Genomic DNA, 15,048 nt, shown 5'->3' on the forward strand with positions numbered 1-15,048 from the left:
GAAACGAAAAAACCCGCTTTCGCGGGTTTGATCTGAATTTGGTGCCCAGGAGAAGACTCGAACTTCCACGACCTTGCGATCACCAGCACCTGAAGCTGGCGTGTCTACCAATTTCACCACCTGGGCAGCATCAACAACGTTGCCGTCGTCGATGGCGCGCACTATACGGAGCGGTTTTTTAACTGTAAACCCCTGCTATGAAAAAAACCTGGAAAATTTCTCCAATGGTCGTGCAAGGTGCGCGGCGAGGGCTGTAAAAGGCTTTTAAACGCTTGTTGATGCCTGAAATTTCCCGTTTCAATACGCGTATGCCAAACTAACCCGCATATAGACAAGGTGAAAAATCTCTAATGGCCGATTGGCAGTCCCTCGATCCCGAGGCCGCTCGTGAAGCGGAAAAATATGAAAACCCTATTCCTAGCCGCGAACTGATCCTGGCGCACCTCGCCGATCGGGGTTCGCCTGCTAGCCGTGAGCAGCTGGTCGAAGAGTTCGGTCTGACCACCGAAGACCAGCTCGAAGCCCTGCGCCGCCGCCTGCGTGCCATGGAGCGCGATGCTCAACTGATCTACACCCGCCGTGGCACCTATGCACCCGTGGATAAGCTCGACCTGATCCTCGGCCGCATTGCCGGCCACCGTGACGGCTTCGGCTTCCTGATCCCGGATGACGGCAGTGACGACCTGTTCATGAGCCCGGCGCAGATGCGCCTGGTGTTCGATGGCGACCGTGCCCTGGCGCGGGTTTCCGGCCTGGATCGTCGCGGTCGCCGTGAAGGCGTGATTGTCGAAGTGGTTTCCCGTGCCCACGAGTCCATCGTCGGCCGCTACTTCGAAGAAGGCGGTATCGGCTTTGTTGTGCCGGATAACCCGAAGGTCCAGCAGGAAGTGCTGATCACCCCGGGCCGCAATGGCGCTGCCAAGGTCGGCCAGTTCGTCGAGGTGAAAATCACCCACTGGCCGACTGCGCGCTTCCAGCCCCAGGGCGATATTGTTGAAGTGGTCGGCAACTACATGGCGCCGGGCATGGAGATCGACGTCGCGCTGCGCACCTACGACATTCCTCACGTCTGGCCTGAGGCTGTGCTCAAGGAAGCCGCCAAGCTCAAGCCGGAAGTCGAAGAGAAGGACAAGGAAAAACGCATCGACCTGCGCCATCTGCCGTTTGTCACGATTGACGGTGAAGATGCCCGCGACTTCGACGATGCGGTCTACTGCGAAGCCAAGCCCGGCAAGCTGCGCCTGTTCTCCGGTGGCTGGAAGTTGTTCGTCGCGATTGCCGACGTCTCCAGCTATGTGAAGATCGGTTCGGCCCTGGATAACGAGGCCCAGGTACGCGGCAACTCCGTGTATTTCCCTGAGCGCGTGATCCCGATGCTGCCCGAGCAGCTGTCCAACGGCCTGTGCTCCCTGAACCCGAAAGTCGACCGTTTGGCCATGGTCTGCGAGATGACTATCTCGAAAACCGGCGAAATGACCGATTACCAGTTCTACGAAGCGGTGATCCACTCCCAGGCACGCCTGACCTACAACAAGGTCAGCACCATCCTGGAGCAGCCGAAAACCAGCGAAGCCAAGGCGTTGCGTGGTGAGTACGGGCATGTGGTGCCGCACCTCAAGCAGCTGTACGCGTTGTACAAAGTGTTGCTGGGTGCCCGTCATGTGCGTGGCGCGATCGATTTTGAAACCCAGGAAACCCGGATTGTCTTCGGTTCCGAGCGCAAGATCGCCGCGATCACCCCGACCACCCGTAACGATGCGCACAAGCTGATCGAGGAATGCATGCTGGCGGCCAACGTGGCCACCGCTGAATTCCTGAAAAAGCACGAAATCCCTGCGCTCTACCGTGTACACGATGGCCCGCCACCGGAGCGCCTGGAAAAACTGCGCGCGTTCCTCGGCGAGCTGGGCCTGTCCCTGCACAAAGGCAAGGACGGCCCGACGCCGAAGGACTACCAGGCACTGCTGGCCAGCATCAAGGACCGTCCGGATTACCACGTGATCCAGACCGTGATGCTGCGCTCCCTGAGCCAGGCGGTGTACAGCGCCGACAACCAGGGCCACTTCGGCCTGAATTACGAGGCGTACACCCACTTCACCTCGCCGATTCGCCGTTATCCGGACTTGCTCACGCACCGCGCAATCCGCAGCGTGATCCATTCCAAGCAGAACACCCCGCACGTCAAGCGTGCCGGTGCCATGACCATTCCGAAGGCGCGGATCTACCCGTACGACGAAGCGGCCCTGGAACAGTTGGGCGAGCAGTGCTCCATGAGCGAGCGCCGCGCCGACGAAGCCACCCGCGACGTGGTGAACTGGCTCAAGTGCGAGTTTATGAAGGACCGTGTGGGCGAGTCGTTCCCAGGCGTGATCACCGCCGTGACCGGCTTTGGCCTGTTCGTCGAGCTGACCGACATCTACGTCGAAGGCCTGGTGCACGTCACCGCCTTGCCGGGTGACTACTACCACTTCGACCCTGTGCACCACCGCCTGGCGGGCGAGCGCACCGGTCGCAGCTTCCGTTTGGGCGATACCGTGGAAGTGCAGGTCATGCGCGTCGATCTCGACGAGCGCAAGATCGACTTTGGCATGCCTGACAAGCCCGCCGAAGCGCCGGGCCGTAAAAAGCGTGGCAGCGAGACGACTTCGCCTGCAAGCAAAGGCAAAGGCACTCCCGCCAAAGCGGCAGTTGCAGAGCCCGCTCCAGCCAAGGCCGGGCGCCGTCCAGCAGCCAAGGACAAAGCCCCCGAGGCCTACCGCCCAAGCGACGCGGCGGCGAAAAACGCCGAACTGCGCAAAAGCCGTGAGTTGAAGCAGCAGTTGCTCAACGAAGCCAAAAGCGGTGGTAAAGCGGCGTCTGGGGGAAAGTCCCAAGGGGCGGAAAAGCCGTCGAGCAAGCCCAGTAAACACCGTAAAGGCCCGCCAAAAGCGGGTTCGGCCCCCGCGAAAAGCGGCGGGTCGCGCAAACCTAAGGCCAAGTCATGAGTCTGGAAAAAATCTACGGCGTCCACGCCGTAGAAGCACTGCTGCGTCACCATCCTAAGCGCGTCAAGCAAGTCTGGCTGGCCGAAGGTCGCAGCGAGCCGCGCGTACAGGCGTTGGTCGAGTTGGCCAGCCAAAACAAAGTCGCCATCGGCCAGGCCGAACGGCGTGAAATGGACGTGTGGGTCGAAGGCGTTCACCAGGGTGTGGTGGCGGACGTCAGCCCGAGCCAGGTCTGGGGCGAAGCGATGCTCGATGAGCTGCTCGACCGTACCGAAGGTGCACCGCTGCTGCTGGTGCTGGACGGCGTGACCGACCCGCACAACCTCGGCGCGTGCCTGCGCTCGGCGGATGCTGCGGGTGCGTTGGCGGTGATTGTGCCGAAGGACAAGTCGGCTACCTTGACGCCGGTGGTGCGTAAAGTCGCCTGTGGCGCGGCGGAAGTGATTCCGCTGGTGGCGGTGACCAACCTGGCGCGCACCCTGGAGAAACTCCAGCAGCGCGGCCTGTGGGTCGTGGGCACGGCGGGAGAGGTCGAGGTCAGCATTTATGACCAGGACCTCACCGGTCCGACCATCCTCATCATGGGGGCCGAAGGCAAGGGCATGCGTCGCCTGACCCGTGAACATTGCGATTATCTGGTGCACCTGCCGATGGCCGGTAGCGTCAGCAGCCTGAACGTGTCGGTCGCGACCGGCGTGTGCCTGTTTGAGGCCCAGCGTCAGCGTGGTGCCAAGGCCAGGGCGAAGAAGTAATTCCAAGCCTGGCGTAGAACCAGCATGTGGGAGGGGACTGTCCCCTCCCACATTTGCTTTTGTGGTGCCTGGGCGATTGTTCAAATAATCACCAATCACCTTGCGCCCGTTCTTCCCCTTCTCTACAATTGCGCCCCTTGCCTTCCTGGCAGGCACCGATGTGCCTCCCTGCGGCAAGATCCATAAGTGTCATTCACTCCTTGTCTGACCGTTTTTGAGCGGCAGGCTACAACCCGTAAGGAGCATTCATGCGTCATTACGAAATCATCTTTTTGGTCCACCCGGATCAAAGCGAGCAAGTCGGCGGCATGGTTGAGCGTTACACCAAGCTGATCGAAGAAGACGGCGGCAAAATCCACCGTCTGGAAGATTGGGGTCGTCGTCAACTGGCCTACGCAATCAACAATGTTCACAAGGCTCACTACGTGATGCTGAACGTTGAGTGCACTGGCAAGGCCCTGGCCGAGCTGGAAGACAACTTCCGCTACAACGATGCAGTGATCCGTAACCTGGTCATCCGTCGCGAAGAAGCCGTTACCGGCCAATCCGAGATGCTCAAGGCTGAAGAAAACCGCAGTGAGCGCCGTGAGCGTCGCGACCGTCCTGAGCACGAAGGCGCTGATAGCGCTGATAGTGATGACAGCGACAGCAGCGATAACGCTGACGAGTAATCCACGGACCTTATTAAGGAGCCTATCAAATGGCACGTTTCTTCCGTCGTCGTAAGTTTTGCCGCTTCACCGCTGAAGAAGTGAAGGAGATCGACTACAAAGATCTCAACACTCTGAAAGCCTACGTATCCGAGACCGGCAAAATCGTTCCAAGCCGTATCACCGGTACCAAAGCACGTTATCAGCGTCAGCTGGCTACCGCTATCAAGCGCGCCCGCTTCCTGGCCCTGCTGGCCTACACCGACAGCCACGGCCGCTGAGACCGGGCAGTCGACAAGTAGTAAGGGATTGAATGCATGCGCGCCTTAGCTGAGTTCATCATGCGCGGTCGTGTGCAGGCCACTCTGGTAGTGGCTGGATGTGCAGTGTTGCCGTTGTTGTTCTGGTTGGGTGCCGCCGCGGGTTGCCTTGTGCTCCTGCGGCGCGGTTCGGACGCCTTGAGCGTCCTGGGTCTGGGGTTGTTGTCAGTGTTGGTGAGCTGGCATTTCCTGCAAGACCCGACAGCGCTTCTGGTGCTGTTGGGGAGTTGCAGCCTGGCGTTGGTTTTGCGCGCCGGGCATTCCTGGAATCGCGTGCTGCTGGTCAGCACGGCCGTGGGGTTGTTGTGTGCGGTGAGCCTGGGGACCGTCTTCGGTTCCTTCATCGAGTCGCTGGCGCAGACGTTTCAACACGTCTTGCCGCTGGTGATGGGTGAGTCTTACGAGAAGTTCTCGGCAGACCAGAAAGCAGCACTCGCTTCACTGGCAGTTCCGATGTTGATCATTTCGACAGCGGTTTCGGTGCAGGTCTTTAGTGTGTTGTGCCTGATTCTTGGGCGCTATTGGCAGGCGTTGTTGTATAACCCCGGCGGTTTCGGAAGCGAGTTTCGCGCAATCCGGATCCCCAAGCGCGTTGCGCTGTCACTGCTGGCCGTCATGTGCGTTGCCCCGTTTATCGGGTGGCACACCTTGATCCTGTTGCCGTTGTGCGGTGTGCCGCTGTTCTTCGCTGGCTTGTCCCTGATTCACGGGCTTGTCGCGCAGAAAAGACTGGCCAGTTTCTGGCTGGTGGGGATCTACGTCACCGTCCTGCCGCTCATGCACTTGATCGGTCCGTTACTCGTGGTCTTGGCCATTGTCGACAGCCTGATTGATTTTCGCGGACGTTCTGCGCCGAAAGACGCCGATAACGCGAACGGTGAAGGTTAAAAGTTAGAGGATTTTCACATGCAACTGATCCTTCTGGAAAAAGTCGCCAACCTGGGCAACCTGGGCGACAAAGTGAACGTTAAGGCCGGCTACGGTCGTAACTACCTGCTGCCATACGGCAAAGCCACCGCTGCAACCGCTGCCAACCTGGCTGCGTTTGAAGAGCGTCGTGCCGAGCTGGAAAAAGCAGCAGCAGACAAGAAAGCTTCGGCCGAAACTCGCGCTGCCCAACTGGCTGAGCTGGAAGTGACTATCACTGCCACCGCCGGTGACGAAGGCAAGCTGTTCGGTTCGATCGGCACCCACGACATCGCTGATGCACTGACCGCCTCCGGCGTTGAAGTGCAGAAGAGCGAAGTTCGTCTGCCGAACGGCACCATCCGCAACGTAGGCGAATTCGACGTAGCCGTGCACCTGCACGCCGAAGTTGAAGCCACCGTACGCGTTGTCGTGGTAGCAGCTTAAGTCGCACCTAACTGACTGGCACCTCGTGTGCCGGGCAGTTAACATCGGGCACGATCCTGTTTACAGGTCGTGCCTTTTGTTTTTCTACAATCCCCTAATTCCAAGTGGCCATGAACGATATTTCAGCTCCTGAGCAATACGATCTGCAAACCGCTGCCCTGAAGGTGCCGCCGCATTCCATCGAGGCCGAACAGGCCGTGCTCGGTGGCCTGATGCTGGACAACAACGCCTGGGAACGCGTGCTGGATCAAGTCTCGGACGGTGATTTCTATCGTCATGACCACCGCCTGATCTTCCGTGCCATCGCCAAGCTGGCCGACCAGAACTCCCCAATCGACGTGGTGACCCTGGCCGAGCAGTTGGACAAGGAAGGCCAGACCTCCCAGGTCGGTGGCCTGGGCTACCTGGGTGAGCTGGCAAAAAACACGCCGTCCGTCGCCAACATCAAGGCCTATGCCCAGATCGTTCGCGAGCGCGCCACCCTGCGCCAGTTGATCGGCATCAGCACCGAAATCGCCGACAGCGCCTTCAACCCCGAAGGCCGCACCGCCGCCGAAATCCTTGACGAAGCCGAGCGCCAGATCTTCCAGATCGCCGAAGCGCGCCCGAAAACCGGCGGCCCGGTCAGCGTCAACGACCTGTTGACCAAGGCCATCGACCGCATCGACACCTTGTTCAACACCGACAACGCCATCACCGGTATTTCCACCGGCTACACCGACCTCGACGAGAAGACCAGCGGCCTGCAGCCGTCCGACCTGATCATCGTCGCCGGCCGTCCATCCATGGGTAAGACCACCTTTGCGATGAACCTGGTGGAAAACGCCGTGTTGCGCAGCGACAAGACCGTCCTGGTGTACTCCCTCGAGATGCCAGGCGAATCGCTGATCATGCGTATGCTGTCGTCCCTCGGCCGTATCGACCAGACCAAGGTGCGTGCCGGTCGCCTGGAAGACGACGACTGGCCGCGCCTGACTTCGGCGGTCAACCTGCTCAACGACCGCAAGCTGTTTATCGATGACACCGCCGGTATCAGCCCGTCCGAGATGCGTGCACGTACGCGCCGCCTGGTACGTGAGCACGGTGACATCGCCCTGATCATGATCGACTACCTGCAATTGATGCAGATCCCGGGCTCCAGTGGCGATAACCGCACCAACGAAATTTCCGAAATCTCTCGGTCGCTCAAGGCCCTGGCCAAGGAATTCAACTGCCCGGTAGTCGCCCTGTCCCAGCTCAACCGCTCCCTGGAACAACGCCCCAACAAGCGCCCGGTGAACTCCGACTTGCGGGAATCCGGAGCGATCGAGCAGGATGCCGACGTGATCATGTTCGTGTACCGCGACGAGGTGTATCACCCCGAGACCGAGCACAAAGGCATTGCCGAGATCATTATCGGCAAGCAGCGTAACGGCCCGATCGGCTTTATCCGCCTGGCGTTCATCGGTAAATACACGCGCTTCGAGAACCTGGCGCCGGGCAGCTACAACTTCGACGACGACGAATAACCCGTCTGTTCAATTCCGACCATTACCGTCGGAATTGGTCAAAATTTGTGCTATATTCCGCGCCCGCGATTTTTCATCTCAACACCGGTCACCGTCATGCAAACAGCCAAGCCGTTATTTGACTATCCCAAGTACTGGGCCGAATGTTTCGGCCCTGCGCCATTCCTGCCGATGAGCAGGGAGGAGATGGATCAGCTTGGCTGGGATTCGTGCGACATCATCATCGTCACCGGTGATGCCTACGTGGACCACCCGTCGTTCGGCATGGCCATCATCGGCCGGCTGCTGGAGTCCCAGGGCTTCCGCGTCGGGATCATTGCGCAGCCGAACTGGCAGTCCAAAGACGACTTCATGAAACTGGGCGAGCCGAACCTGTTCTTCGGCGTCGCGGCCGGCAACATGGACTCGATGATCAACCGCTACACTGCCGACAAGAAAATCCGTTCCGATGACGCCTACACCCCAGGCGGCATGGCCGGCAAACGCCCGGACCGCGCCAGCCTGGTGTACAGCCAGCGTTGCAAGGAAGCCTACAAGAACGTGCCGATCGTACTCGGCGGCATCGAAGCATCCCTGCGCCGCATCGCCCACTACGACTACTGGCAGGACCGCGTGCGCAACTCGATCCTGATCGACGCCACCGCCGATATCCTGCTGTACGGCAACGCCGAGCGGGCCATCGTCGAAGTCGCCCAGCGCCTGTCGTGGGGCCACAAGATCGAAGACATTACCGATGTGCGCGGCACCGCGTTCATCCGTCGCGATACCCCAGCCGGCTGGTACGAAGTGGATTCCACACGTATCGACCGCCCGGGCAAGGTCGACAAGATCATCAACCCGTACGTCAACACCCAGGACACCCAGGCCTGCGCCATCGAGCAGGAAAAGGGGCCGGTCGATGATCCGGAAGAAGCCAAGGTCGTGCAGATCCTGGCCAGCCCGCGCATGACCCGCGACAAGACCGTGATCCGCCTGCCCTCGGTGGAAAAAGTCCGTGGCGACGCCGTGCTCTATGCCCACGCCAACCGCGTGCTGCACCTGGAAACCAACCCAGGCAACGCCCGCGCCCTGGTGCAGAAGCACGGCGAAGTGGACGTATGGTTCAACCCGCCGCCCATTCCGATGACCACCGAAGAAATGGACTACGTGTTCGGCATGCCGTACGCCCGTGTTCCGCACCCGGCGTACGGCAAGGAGAAAATCCCGGCCTACGACATGATCCGTTTCTCGGTGAACATCATGCGTGGCTGCTTCGGCGGCTGCACCTTCTGCTCGATCACCGAGCACGAAGGCCGGATCATCCAGAACCGTTCCGAAGAGTCGATCATTCGCGAAATCGAAGAGATCCGCGACAAGGTTCCAGGTTTCACCGGTGTGATCTCCGACCTCGGCGGCCCGACCGCGAACATGTACCGCATTGCCTGCAAGAGCCCGGAAATCGAATCCGCGTGCCGCAAGCCGTCGTGCGTGTTCCCCGGTATCTGCCCGAACCTGAACACCGACCACTCGTCGTTGATCCAGTTGTACCGCAGCGCCCGTGCATTGCCGGGGGTGAAGAAGATCCTGATCGCTTCCGGCCTGCGCTACGACCTCGCGGTCGAGTCGCCGGAATACGTCAAGGAGCTGGTCACCCACCACGTCGGTGGCTACCTCAAGATCGCCCCGGAACACACCGAGGAAGGTCCGCTCAACCAGATGATGAAGCCGGGCATCGGCAGCTATGACAAGTTCAAGCGCATGTTCGAGAAGTACACCAAGGAAGCGGGCAAGGAGCAGTACCTGATCCCGTACTTCATCGCCGCCCACCCGGGCACCACCGATGAAGACATGATGAACCTGGCCCTGTGGCTCAAGGGCAACGGCTTCCGCGCCGACCAGGTGCAGGCGTTCTACCCGTCGCCGATGGCCACCGCCACCGCGATGTATCACTCGGGCAAGAACCCGCTGCGCAAGGTCACCTATAAGAGCGACGCGGTGACCATCGTCAAGAGCGAAGAGCAGCGCCGTCTGCACAAGGCGTTCCTGCGCTATCACGACCCGAAGGGCTGGCCGATGCTGCGTGAAGCGCTGACCCGCATGGGCCGTGCCGACCTGATCGGGCCGGGCAAGGACCAGCTGATCCCGCTGCACCAGCCGAGCACCGACAGCTACCAGAGCGCCCGTCGCAAGAACTCGACGCCGGCTGGCAGCCACAAGGTCGCCAAGGAAACCACCACCAGGATCCTTACCCAGCACACCGGCCTGCCGCCCCGTGGCAGTGACGGCAGCAACCCGTGGGACAAGCGCGAACAAGCCAAGGCGGCGGCCCAGGCGCGTAACAAGCAGGCGGCCAAGGAACGCAGCGATGCGGCCAAGGGCAAGGGCGGCAAGCCGGCCCGCAAGCCGGTCGTGCCGCGTTGATCGTCGCTTGAAAATGCAAACGCCAGCCTTGTGCTGGCGTTTTGCTTTCTAGGCGGTGGGGAGGCTGTTTGGTAAGGTGGCGCCCATTAAATCGCTATCGGGGGCAAGCCCCCTCCCACATTGGATTGCGAATACAGACAAGTGTCGGAGGGGGCTTGCCCCCGATAGCGTCAGTCCAGTCTCCACCCCTTCAAGGAAGAACACCCCATGGGCAACCCCCTGGCCGGCATCGGCATGGACTCCAACCGCTCCCAGTTCATGGCGCGCCAGCGCATCGAAAGCCAGATCAACCTGCCACGGCTGTTCGCGGCCATCGACGCCGACCCCAGCATCGTCGGCGCGGGGGTGGTGTATATCGACGCTGACTTCAATGTCATTACCCTGCGCGAATTCAAGCCCATCTGCAGCATCAAGCCCAAGCGCATCATTTTGCGTGAAGCGCAGAAGTACATTGCGCCAACACAGTTTGCTCAACATGTCGTGAGCAATCCTCGAGAATCGCGACTGATTGGCGAAGCCGTGAATACCGGAATCTCCTGCTTGGGGGCGGTCATCAGTTGGGCTGCGATCGCCAGTGGAACAATTCTGGTGCCTTTCAGCGCTGGCGCCAGTTCCGTCATCGTTGTAGTGGGGTATGCGGCTGCCGGCGCAAGTACGCTTCAGTGTTTCAACGGCATTGCCCGAACAGCGCTGGAAGTCGCCAAACCGGAGGTCAAGGATTCGCTCGACAGTGAAGGCTGGTACCAGAATGCGTCCATCGTGCTGGACGCCGTATCACTGGCTGGCGTGGGCGCTTCGGCCCTGACGACGGTCAAGCTGGTCAGGGCCGCCAAAGCATCGACGGGCAAGAGCCTGCGTGATGTGCTTCGCGGTTTGAATCGCCAGGAAAGAGCCAAGCTGACGAAAGAGCTGCTGAGCATCAACCATCCCAGCTTGACCGCGAAGATGATCAAATTGAGGCAGGCGTCGGGCGAACTCACCAAGCGTTTCACCCCTACGCAGCTCAAGCACAGCACCACTACCCAGATCAAAGACGTCCTGGGCGCAAGCGTTGGGTTTGGCGGGAGTGCCTACTCCGGAAACGTCAACACCATCGCGATTGGACTGTACGAGGAGGTAAGCGAATGAGCGAATTGATGACGCTACGCGACTTTTTCAGACAATACTTTCTGACGTTTATGAGCGGCGTATTTGCTGCGTGTTTTTCTTTGGCGTTGGCTGTGGCGCTGGCGTTCATCACCTATTTTCGTGATGCGCCGATGGCTCAAGTGGGGCTCAAGATCATGTCTGCCGGGGCGCTGCTCATTCTGTTGACGGTCCATAGCAACTTTATGATTTTGCGGGGCCGACCCTCCTGGGTGTGGGTAATGGTCGGTATCTATGTCGCCTGTCTGCTGTTTGTAGTTCCGATGGTTCAATTCCAGCCTCACAAAGTCCTGTATGGGTTGGCGCTGTTATTCCCATTGCTCGGATTATTGACACTTAACAGCAAGGTTCAGCGAGAGATGCGCATGAAACTCGTGGGAATCCGTCGCATTCGGCAGGCGGTTAAACCAGCCGTAATCGCAAAGCGCAAAACCCGTTGATTGGGTAGATTCGCCACCCATCCTCACATTAACGCCACAAATATGTGCGGCGCCTGCACCACGACACCACCGTCGGCGCCGTTTTGGTGCTGTACTGCACCGGGTCTTACGATAAAGCGCAATGACCGCCGCTCTGGCATAAGTCTTGCGCGCGTTGTGTCCATGCCCTGGCTCGCAGGAGGCCGCCGTGTCGATTCATGTCGCGTTGCACCACGTTACGCATTACCGCTACGACCGCGCGGTCGAACTCGGCCCACAGATTGTGCGTCTGCGCCCGGCGGCCCATAGCCGCACGCGGATTTTGTCCTACGCACTCAAAGTGCTGCCCGAGCAGCACTTCATCAATTGGCAGCAGGACCCACAGGGCAATTACCTGGCGCGTCTGGTGTTCCCGGAAAAGACCGATGAACTGCGCATCGAGGTTGACCTGGTCGCCGAGATGGCGGTGTTCAACCCGTTCGATTTTTTCCTTGAGCCCTACGCCGAAAAAATCCCCTTCAGCTACGCCGCCGATGAACAGCGCGAGCTGGCGCCGTACCTGGAAACCCTGCCGCTGACGCCGAGGTTTGCCGCCTACCTGGCGGGTATCGACCGCACGCCGTTGCCGGCCGTGGACTTCCTGGTGGGCCTCAACCAGCGCCTGGCCGCCGACATCGGCTACCTGATCCGCATGGAACCGGGGGTGCAAACCCCGGAATTCACCCTGGAAAATGCTTCCGGCTCCTGCCGTGATTCGGCCTGGCTGCTGGTGCAATTGCTGCGCAACCTCGGGTTGGCGGCGCGGTTTGTGTCCGGTTATCTGATCCAGCTGACCGCCGACGTCAAAGCCCTCGACGGCCCCTCCGGCACCGAAGTCGACTTCACCGACCTGCACGCCTGGTGCGAAGTGTATTTGCCCGGTGCCGGCTGGATCGGCCTGGATGCCACCTCCGGGCTGTTCGCCGGTGAAGGGCATATCCCGTTGGCCTGTAGTCCCGATCCATCGTCCGCCGCGCCGATCAGTGGGCTGGTGGAACCCTGCGAGTGCGAATTTACCCACGAGATGTCGGTGGAGCGCATCTGGGAAGCGCCACGGGTCACCAAGCCCTACACCGAAGAGCAATGGCTGGCGATCCAGGCCCTGGGCCGGCAGATCGATGGCGACCTGCTCAAGGATGATGTACGCCTGACCATGGGCGGCGAGCCGACCTTCGTCTCCATCGACGACCCTGACGGCGCCGAGTGGAACACCGCAGCCCTCGGGCCGAACAAGCGGCGCTTGTCCGCCGAGCTGTTCCAGCGCATGCGCAAGCACTACGCACCCAAGGGCCTGGTGCACTTCGGCCAGGGCAAGTGGTACCCCGGCGAGCAATTGCCGCGCTGGTCGCTTAACTGCTACTGGCGCCGTGACGGCGTGCCCATCTGGCACAACAGCGCGCTGATCGCCGATGAACAACAGGACTACGGCGCCGATGGCGTAATGGCCGGGCGCTTCCTGGCCAGCGTCGCCGAGCGCCTGAAGTTGCCGGCGCGCTTTGTATTCCCGGCCTACGAAGACAATTTCTACTACCTGTGGCGCGAAGGTGCGTTGCCGCAAAACGTCACGGCCCAGGACCCGCGCTTGAGTGACGAGCTGGAGCGCGAACGCCTGCGCAAGGTGTTCAGGCAGGGCCTGGATAAAGTCATCGGCCAGGTACTGCCGCTGGCGCGTACGGCGGCCAATGACCGCTGGCAGAGCGGGCGCTGGTACCTGCGCGATAACCATTGCCGCCTGGTGCCGGGGGATTCGCCGCTGGGCTATCGCCTGCCGTTGGCCTCGCAGCCGTGGGTGACGGCGGCGGAGTATCCGTTCGTGCACCCCACCGACCCTAACCAGGATCAGCCGGAACTGCCGACCAGTGCGCAACTGCAAAGCCATGGCGAACCCGCGCCGAACGACGAGCGAGTGCCCGAGGTCGACGAGTCCGCCGACTGGCTGACCCGCACTGCCCTGTGTGCCGAAGCGCGGGAAGGGCGCCTGTACCTGTTTATGCCGCCCCTGGAACGCGTCGAGGATTACCTGGAACTGGTGGCCGCCATCGAAGCCACCGCCGAGGAATTGCACTGCCCGGTGCTGCTGGAAGGCTACGAACCGCCGTTCGATATGCGCCTGAGCAACTTCCGCGTTACGCCGGATCCGGGTGTGATCGAGGTCAACGTGCAGCCGTCCGCGACCTGGGACGAGTTGGTGGAACGCACCGAATTCCTCTACGAGGAGGCGCGGCAAACCCGGCTGACCACCGAGAAGTTCATGATCGACGGCCGCCACACCGGCACCGGCGGCGGCAACCACTTTGTGCTGGGGGGCGCGACGCCTAAGGACTCGCCGTTCCTGCGCCGGCCCGACCTGCTGCGCAGCCTGATCAGCTATTGGCATAACCACCCCTCGCTCTCGTACCTGTTTTCCGGCCTGTTTATCGGCCCGACCTCCCAGGCACCGCGGGTGGACGAAGCCCGTAACGACGCGCTGTATGAGCTGGAAATCGCCTTTGCGCAAATGCCGCGGCCGGGTGAAGAATGCCCGCCGTGGTTGGTGGATCGCCTGCTGCGCAACCTGTTGATCGACGTGACGGGCAACACCCACCGCGCCGAATTCTGTATCGACAAACTCTATTCGCCGGATGGCGCCACCGGCCGCTTGGGCCTGCTGGAGTTGCGTGCCTTTGAAATGCCGCCCCACGCACGCATGAGCCTGACCCAGCAATTGCTGCTGCGGGCCTTGGTCGCGCGCTTCTGGCGTGAACCCTATGCGCCGCCGAAACTGGCGCGCTGGGGCACCGAATTGCATGACCGCTTCCTGTTGCCGCACTTTATCGAGCAGGACTTTGCCGATGTGATCGTCGAGTTGAACGCCGCCGGTTACCCGTTGCGCGCCGAATGGTTCGCCGCGCACCTGGAGTTCCGCTTCCCCAAGGTGGGCGATTACGCCGTCAGCGGGATCGAACTGGAACTGCGCCAGGCCCTGGAGCCTTGGCATGTACTGGGCGAAGAGGGCGCGGTGGGCGGCACGGTGCGCTATGTCGATTCGTCCCTGGAGCGCTTGCAGGTGAAGGTGAGCGGGCTGCCGCCGCAACGCTACCTGCTGACCTGCAATGGCATCCCGGTGCCACTGCAACCGACCGGGCGCATTGGCGAGTTCGTCGCCGGCGTGCGTTACCGCGCCTGGCAACCTGCCAACTGCCTGCAACCGACCATCCCGGTGCACGCGCCGCTGGTGTTCGACCTGCTGGACACCTGGATGCAACGCTCCCTGGGCGGCTGCCAGTACCATGTCGCGCATCCGGGCGGGCGTAACTACGACAGCCTGCCGGTAAACGCCAATGAGGCGGAGAGCCGGCGCATGGCGCGGTTTTTCCGTCTCGGCCACACGCCTGGCAAGCTCACCGTGCCGAGTGTTGTGATCAATGACGAATTGCCGATGACCCTGGATCTGCGGCGTCACTCCAATAAAAATGACTAAAAGCGATCACAATGTGG

The 15,048-nt window shown here is 61.0% G+C and carries 11 protein-coding genes and 1 tRNA gene; 11 read left to right on the forward strand and 1 reads right to left on the reverse strand.

Features of this window, described 5'->3' with window-relative positions:
* Nucleotides 1–39: 39 nt before the first annotated feature.
* A tRNA-Leu gene (locus J1N02_RS16300) sits at nucleotides 40–126 on the reverse strand.
* A 224-nt stretch (nucleotides 127–350) separates the two neighbouring features.
* Between J1N02_RS16300 and rnr the strand changes: the two genes are divergently transcribed.
* From rnr to J1N02_RS16355, 11 genes are all read left to right on the forward strand, one after another.
* Nucleotides 351–2,984, forward strand: coding sequence for a ribonuclease R (rnr, locus tag J1N02_RS16305; protein ID WP_027607687.1), 2,634 nt, complete (start codon nucleotides 351–353; stop codon nucleotides 2,982–2,984).
* Complete coding sequence (gene rlmB, locus J1N02_RS16310) at nucleotides 2,981–3,736, forward strand: 23S rRNA (guanosine(2251)-2'-O)-methyltransferase RlmB (RefSeq protein WP_368963853.1); 756 nt, start codon at nucleotides 2,981–2,983, stop codon at nucleotides 3,734–3,736. The genes rnr and rlmB overlap by 4 nt, the downstream gene beginning before the upstream one ends.
* Nucleotides 3,737–3,984: 248 nt before the next feature.
* Nucleotides 3,985–4,407: a 30S ribosomal protein S6 gene (rpsF, locus tag J1N02_RS16315; RefSeq protein ID WP_003171371.1), complete on the forward strand. Its 423-nt coding sequence runs from the start codon at nucleotides 3,985–3,987 to the stop codon at nucleotides 4,405–4,407.
* Between the two features lie 29 nt (nucleotides 4,408–4,436).
* A complete protein-coding gene (gene rpsR / locus J1N02_RS16320) occupies nucleotides 4,437–4,667 on the forward strand; it encodes a 30S ribosomal protein S18 (RefSeq protein ID WP_003171373.1) in 231 nt (76 codons plus the stop codon).
* Between the two features lie 36 nt (nucleotides 4,668–4,703).
* Nucleotides 4,704–5,594 (forward strand): hypothetical protein, encoded by an 891-nt coding sequence (locus J1N02_RS16325; protein ID WP_065925619.1) that lies wholly within the window; start codon nucleotides 4,704–4,706, stop codon nucleotides 5,592–5,594.
* An 18-nt stretch (nucleotides 5,595–5,612) separates the two neighbouring features.
* Nucleotides 5,613–6,059 (forward strand): 50S ribosomal protein L9, encoded by a 447-nt coding sequence (rplI, locus tag J1N02_RS16330; RefSeq protein WP_003171376.1) that lies wholly within the window; start codon nucleotides 5,613–5,615, stop codon nucleotides 6,057–6,059.
* A 110-nt stretch (nucleotides 6,060–6,169) separates the two neighbouring features.
* Nucleotides 6,170–7,567, forward strand: coding sequence for a replicative DNA helicase (gene dnaB, locus J1N02_RS16335; RefSeq protein ID WP_017526410.1), 1,398 nt, complete (start codon nucleotides 6,170–6,172; stop codon nucleotides 7,565–7,567).
* Nucleotides 7,568–7,663: 96 nt separating this feature from the next.
* On the forward strand, nucleotides 7,664–9,967 hold the full coding sequence (locus J1N02_RS16340) for a YgiQ family radical SAM protein (RefSeq protein ID WP_027607690.1): 2,304 nt from the start codon (nucleotides 7,664–7,666) through the stop codon (nucleotides 9,965–9,967).
* A gap of 207 nt (nucleotides 9,968–10,174) precedes the next feature.
* The gene (locus J1N02_RS16345) at nucleotides 10,175–11,095 is read left to right on the forward strand and encodes a hypothetical protein (RefSeq protein WP_027607691.1); all 921 of its coding nucleotides are present in this window, start codon (nucleotides 10,175–10,177) and stop codon (nucleotides 11,093–11,095) included.
* Complete coding sequence (locus J1N02_RS16350) at nucleotides 11,092–11,553, forward strand: hypothetical protein (RefSeq protein ID WP_027607692.1); 462 nt, start codon at nucleotides 11,092–11,094, stop codon at nucleotides 11,551–11,553. Before J1N02_RS16345 ends, J1N02_RS16350 begins: the two co-directional genes overlap by 4 nt.
* Nucleotides 11,554–11,740: 187 nt before the next feature.
* Nucleotides 11,741–15,031 (forward strand): DUF2126 domain-containing protein, encoded by a 3,291-nt coding sequence (locus J1N02_RS16355; RefSeq protein ID WP_421147487.1) that lies wholly within the window; start codon nucleotides 11,741–11,743, stop codon nucleotides 15,029–15,031.
* Nucleotides 15,032–15,048: the final 17 nt, after the last annotated feature.

This window comes from Pseudomonas sp. NFX5 (assembly GCF_049132125.1).
GTDB lineage: Bacteria > Pseudomonadota > Gammaproteobacteria > Pseudomonadales > Pseudomonadaceae > Aquipseudomonas > Aquipseudomonas marginalis.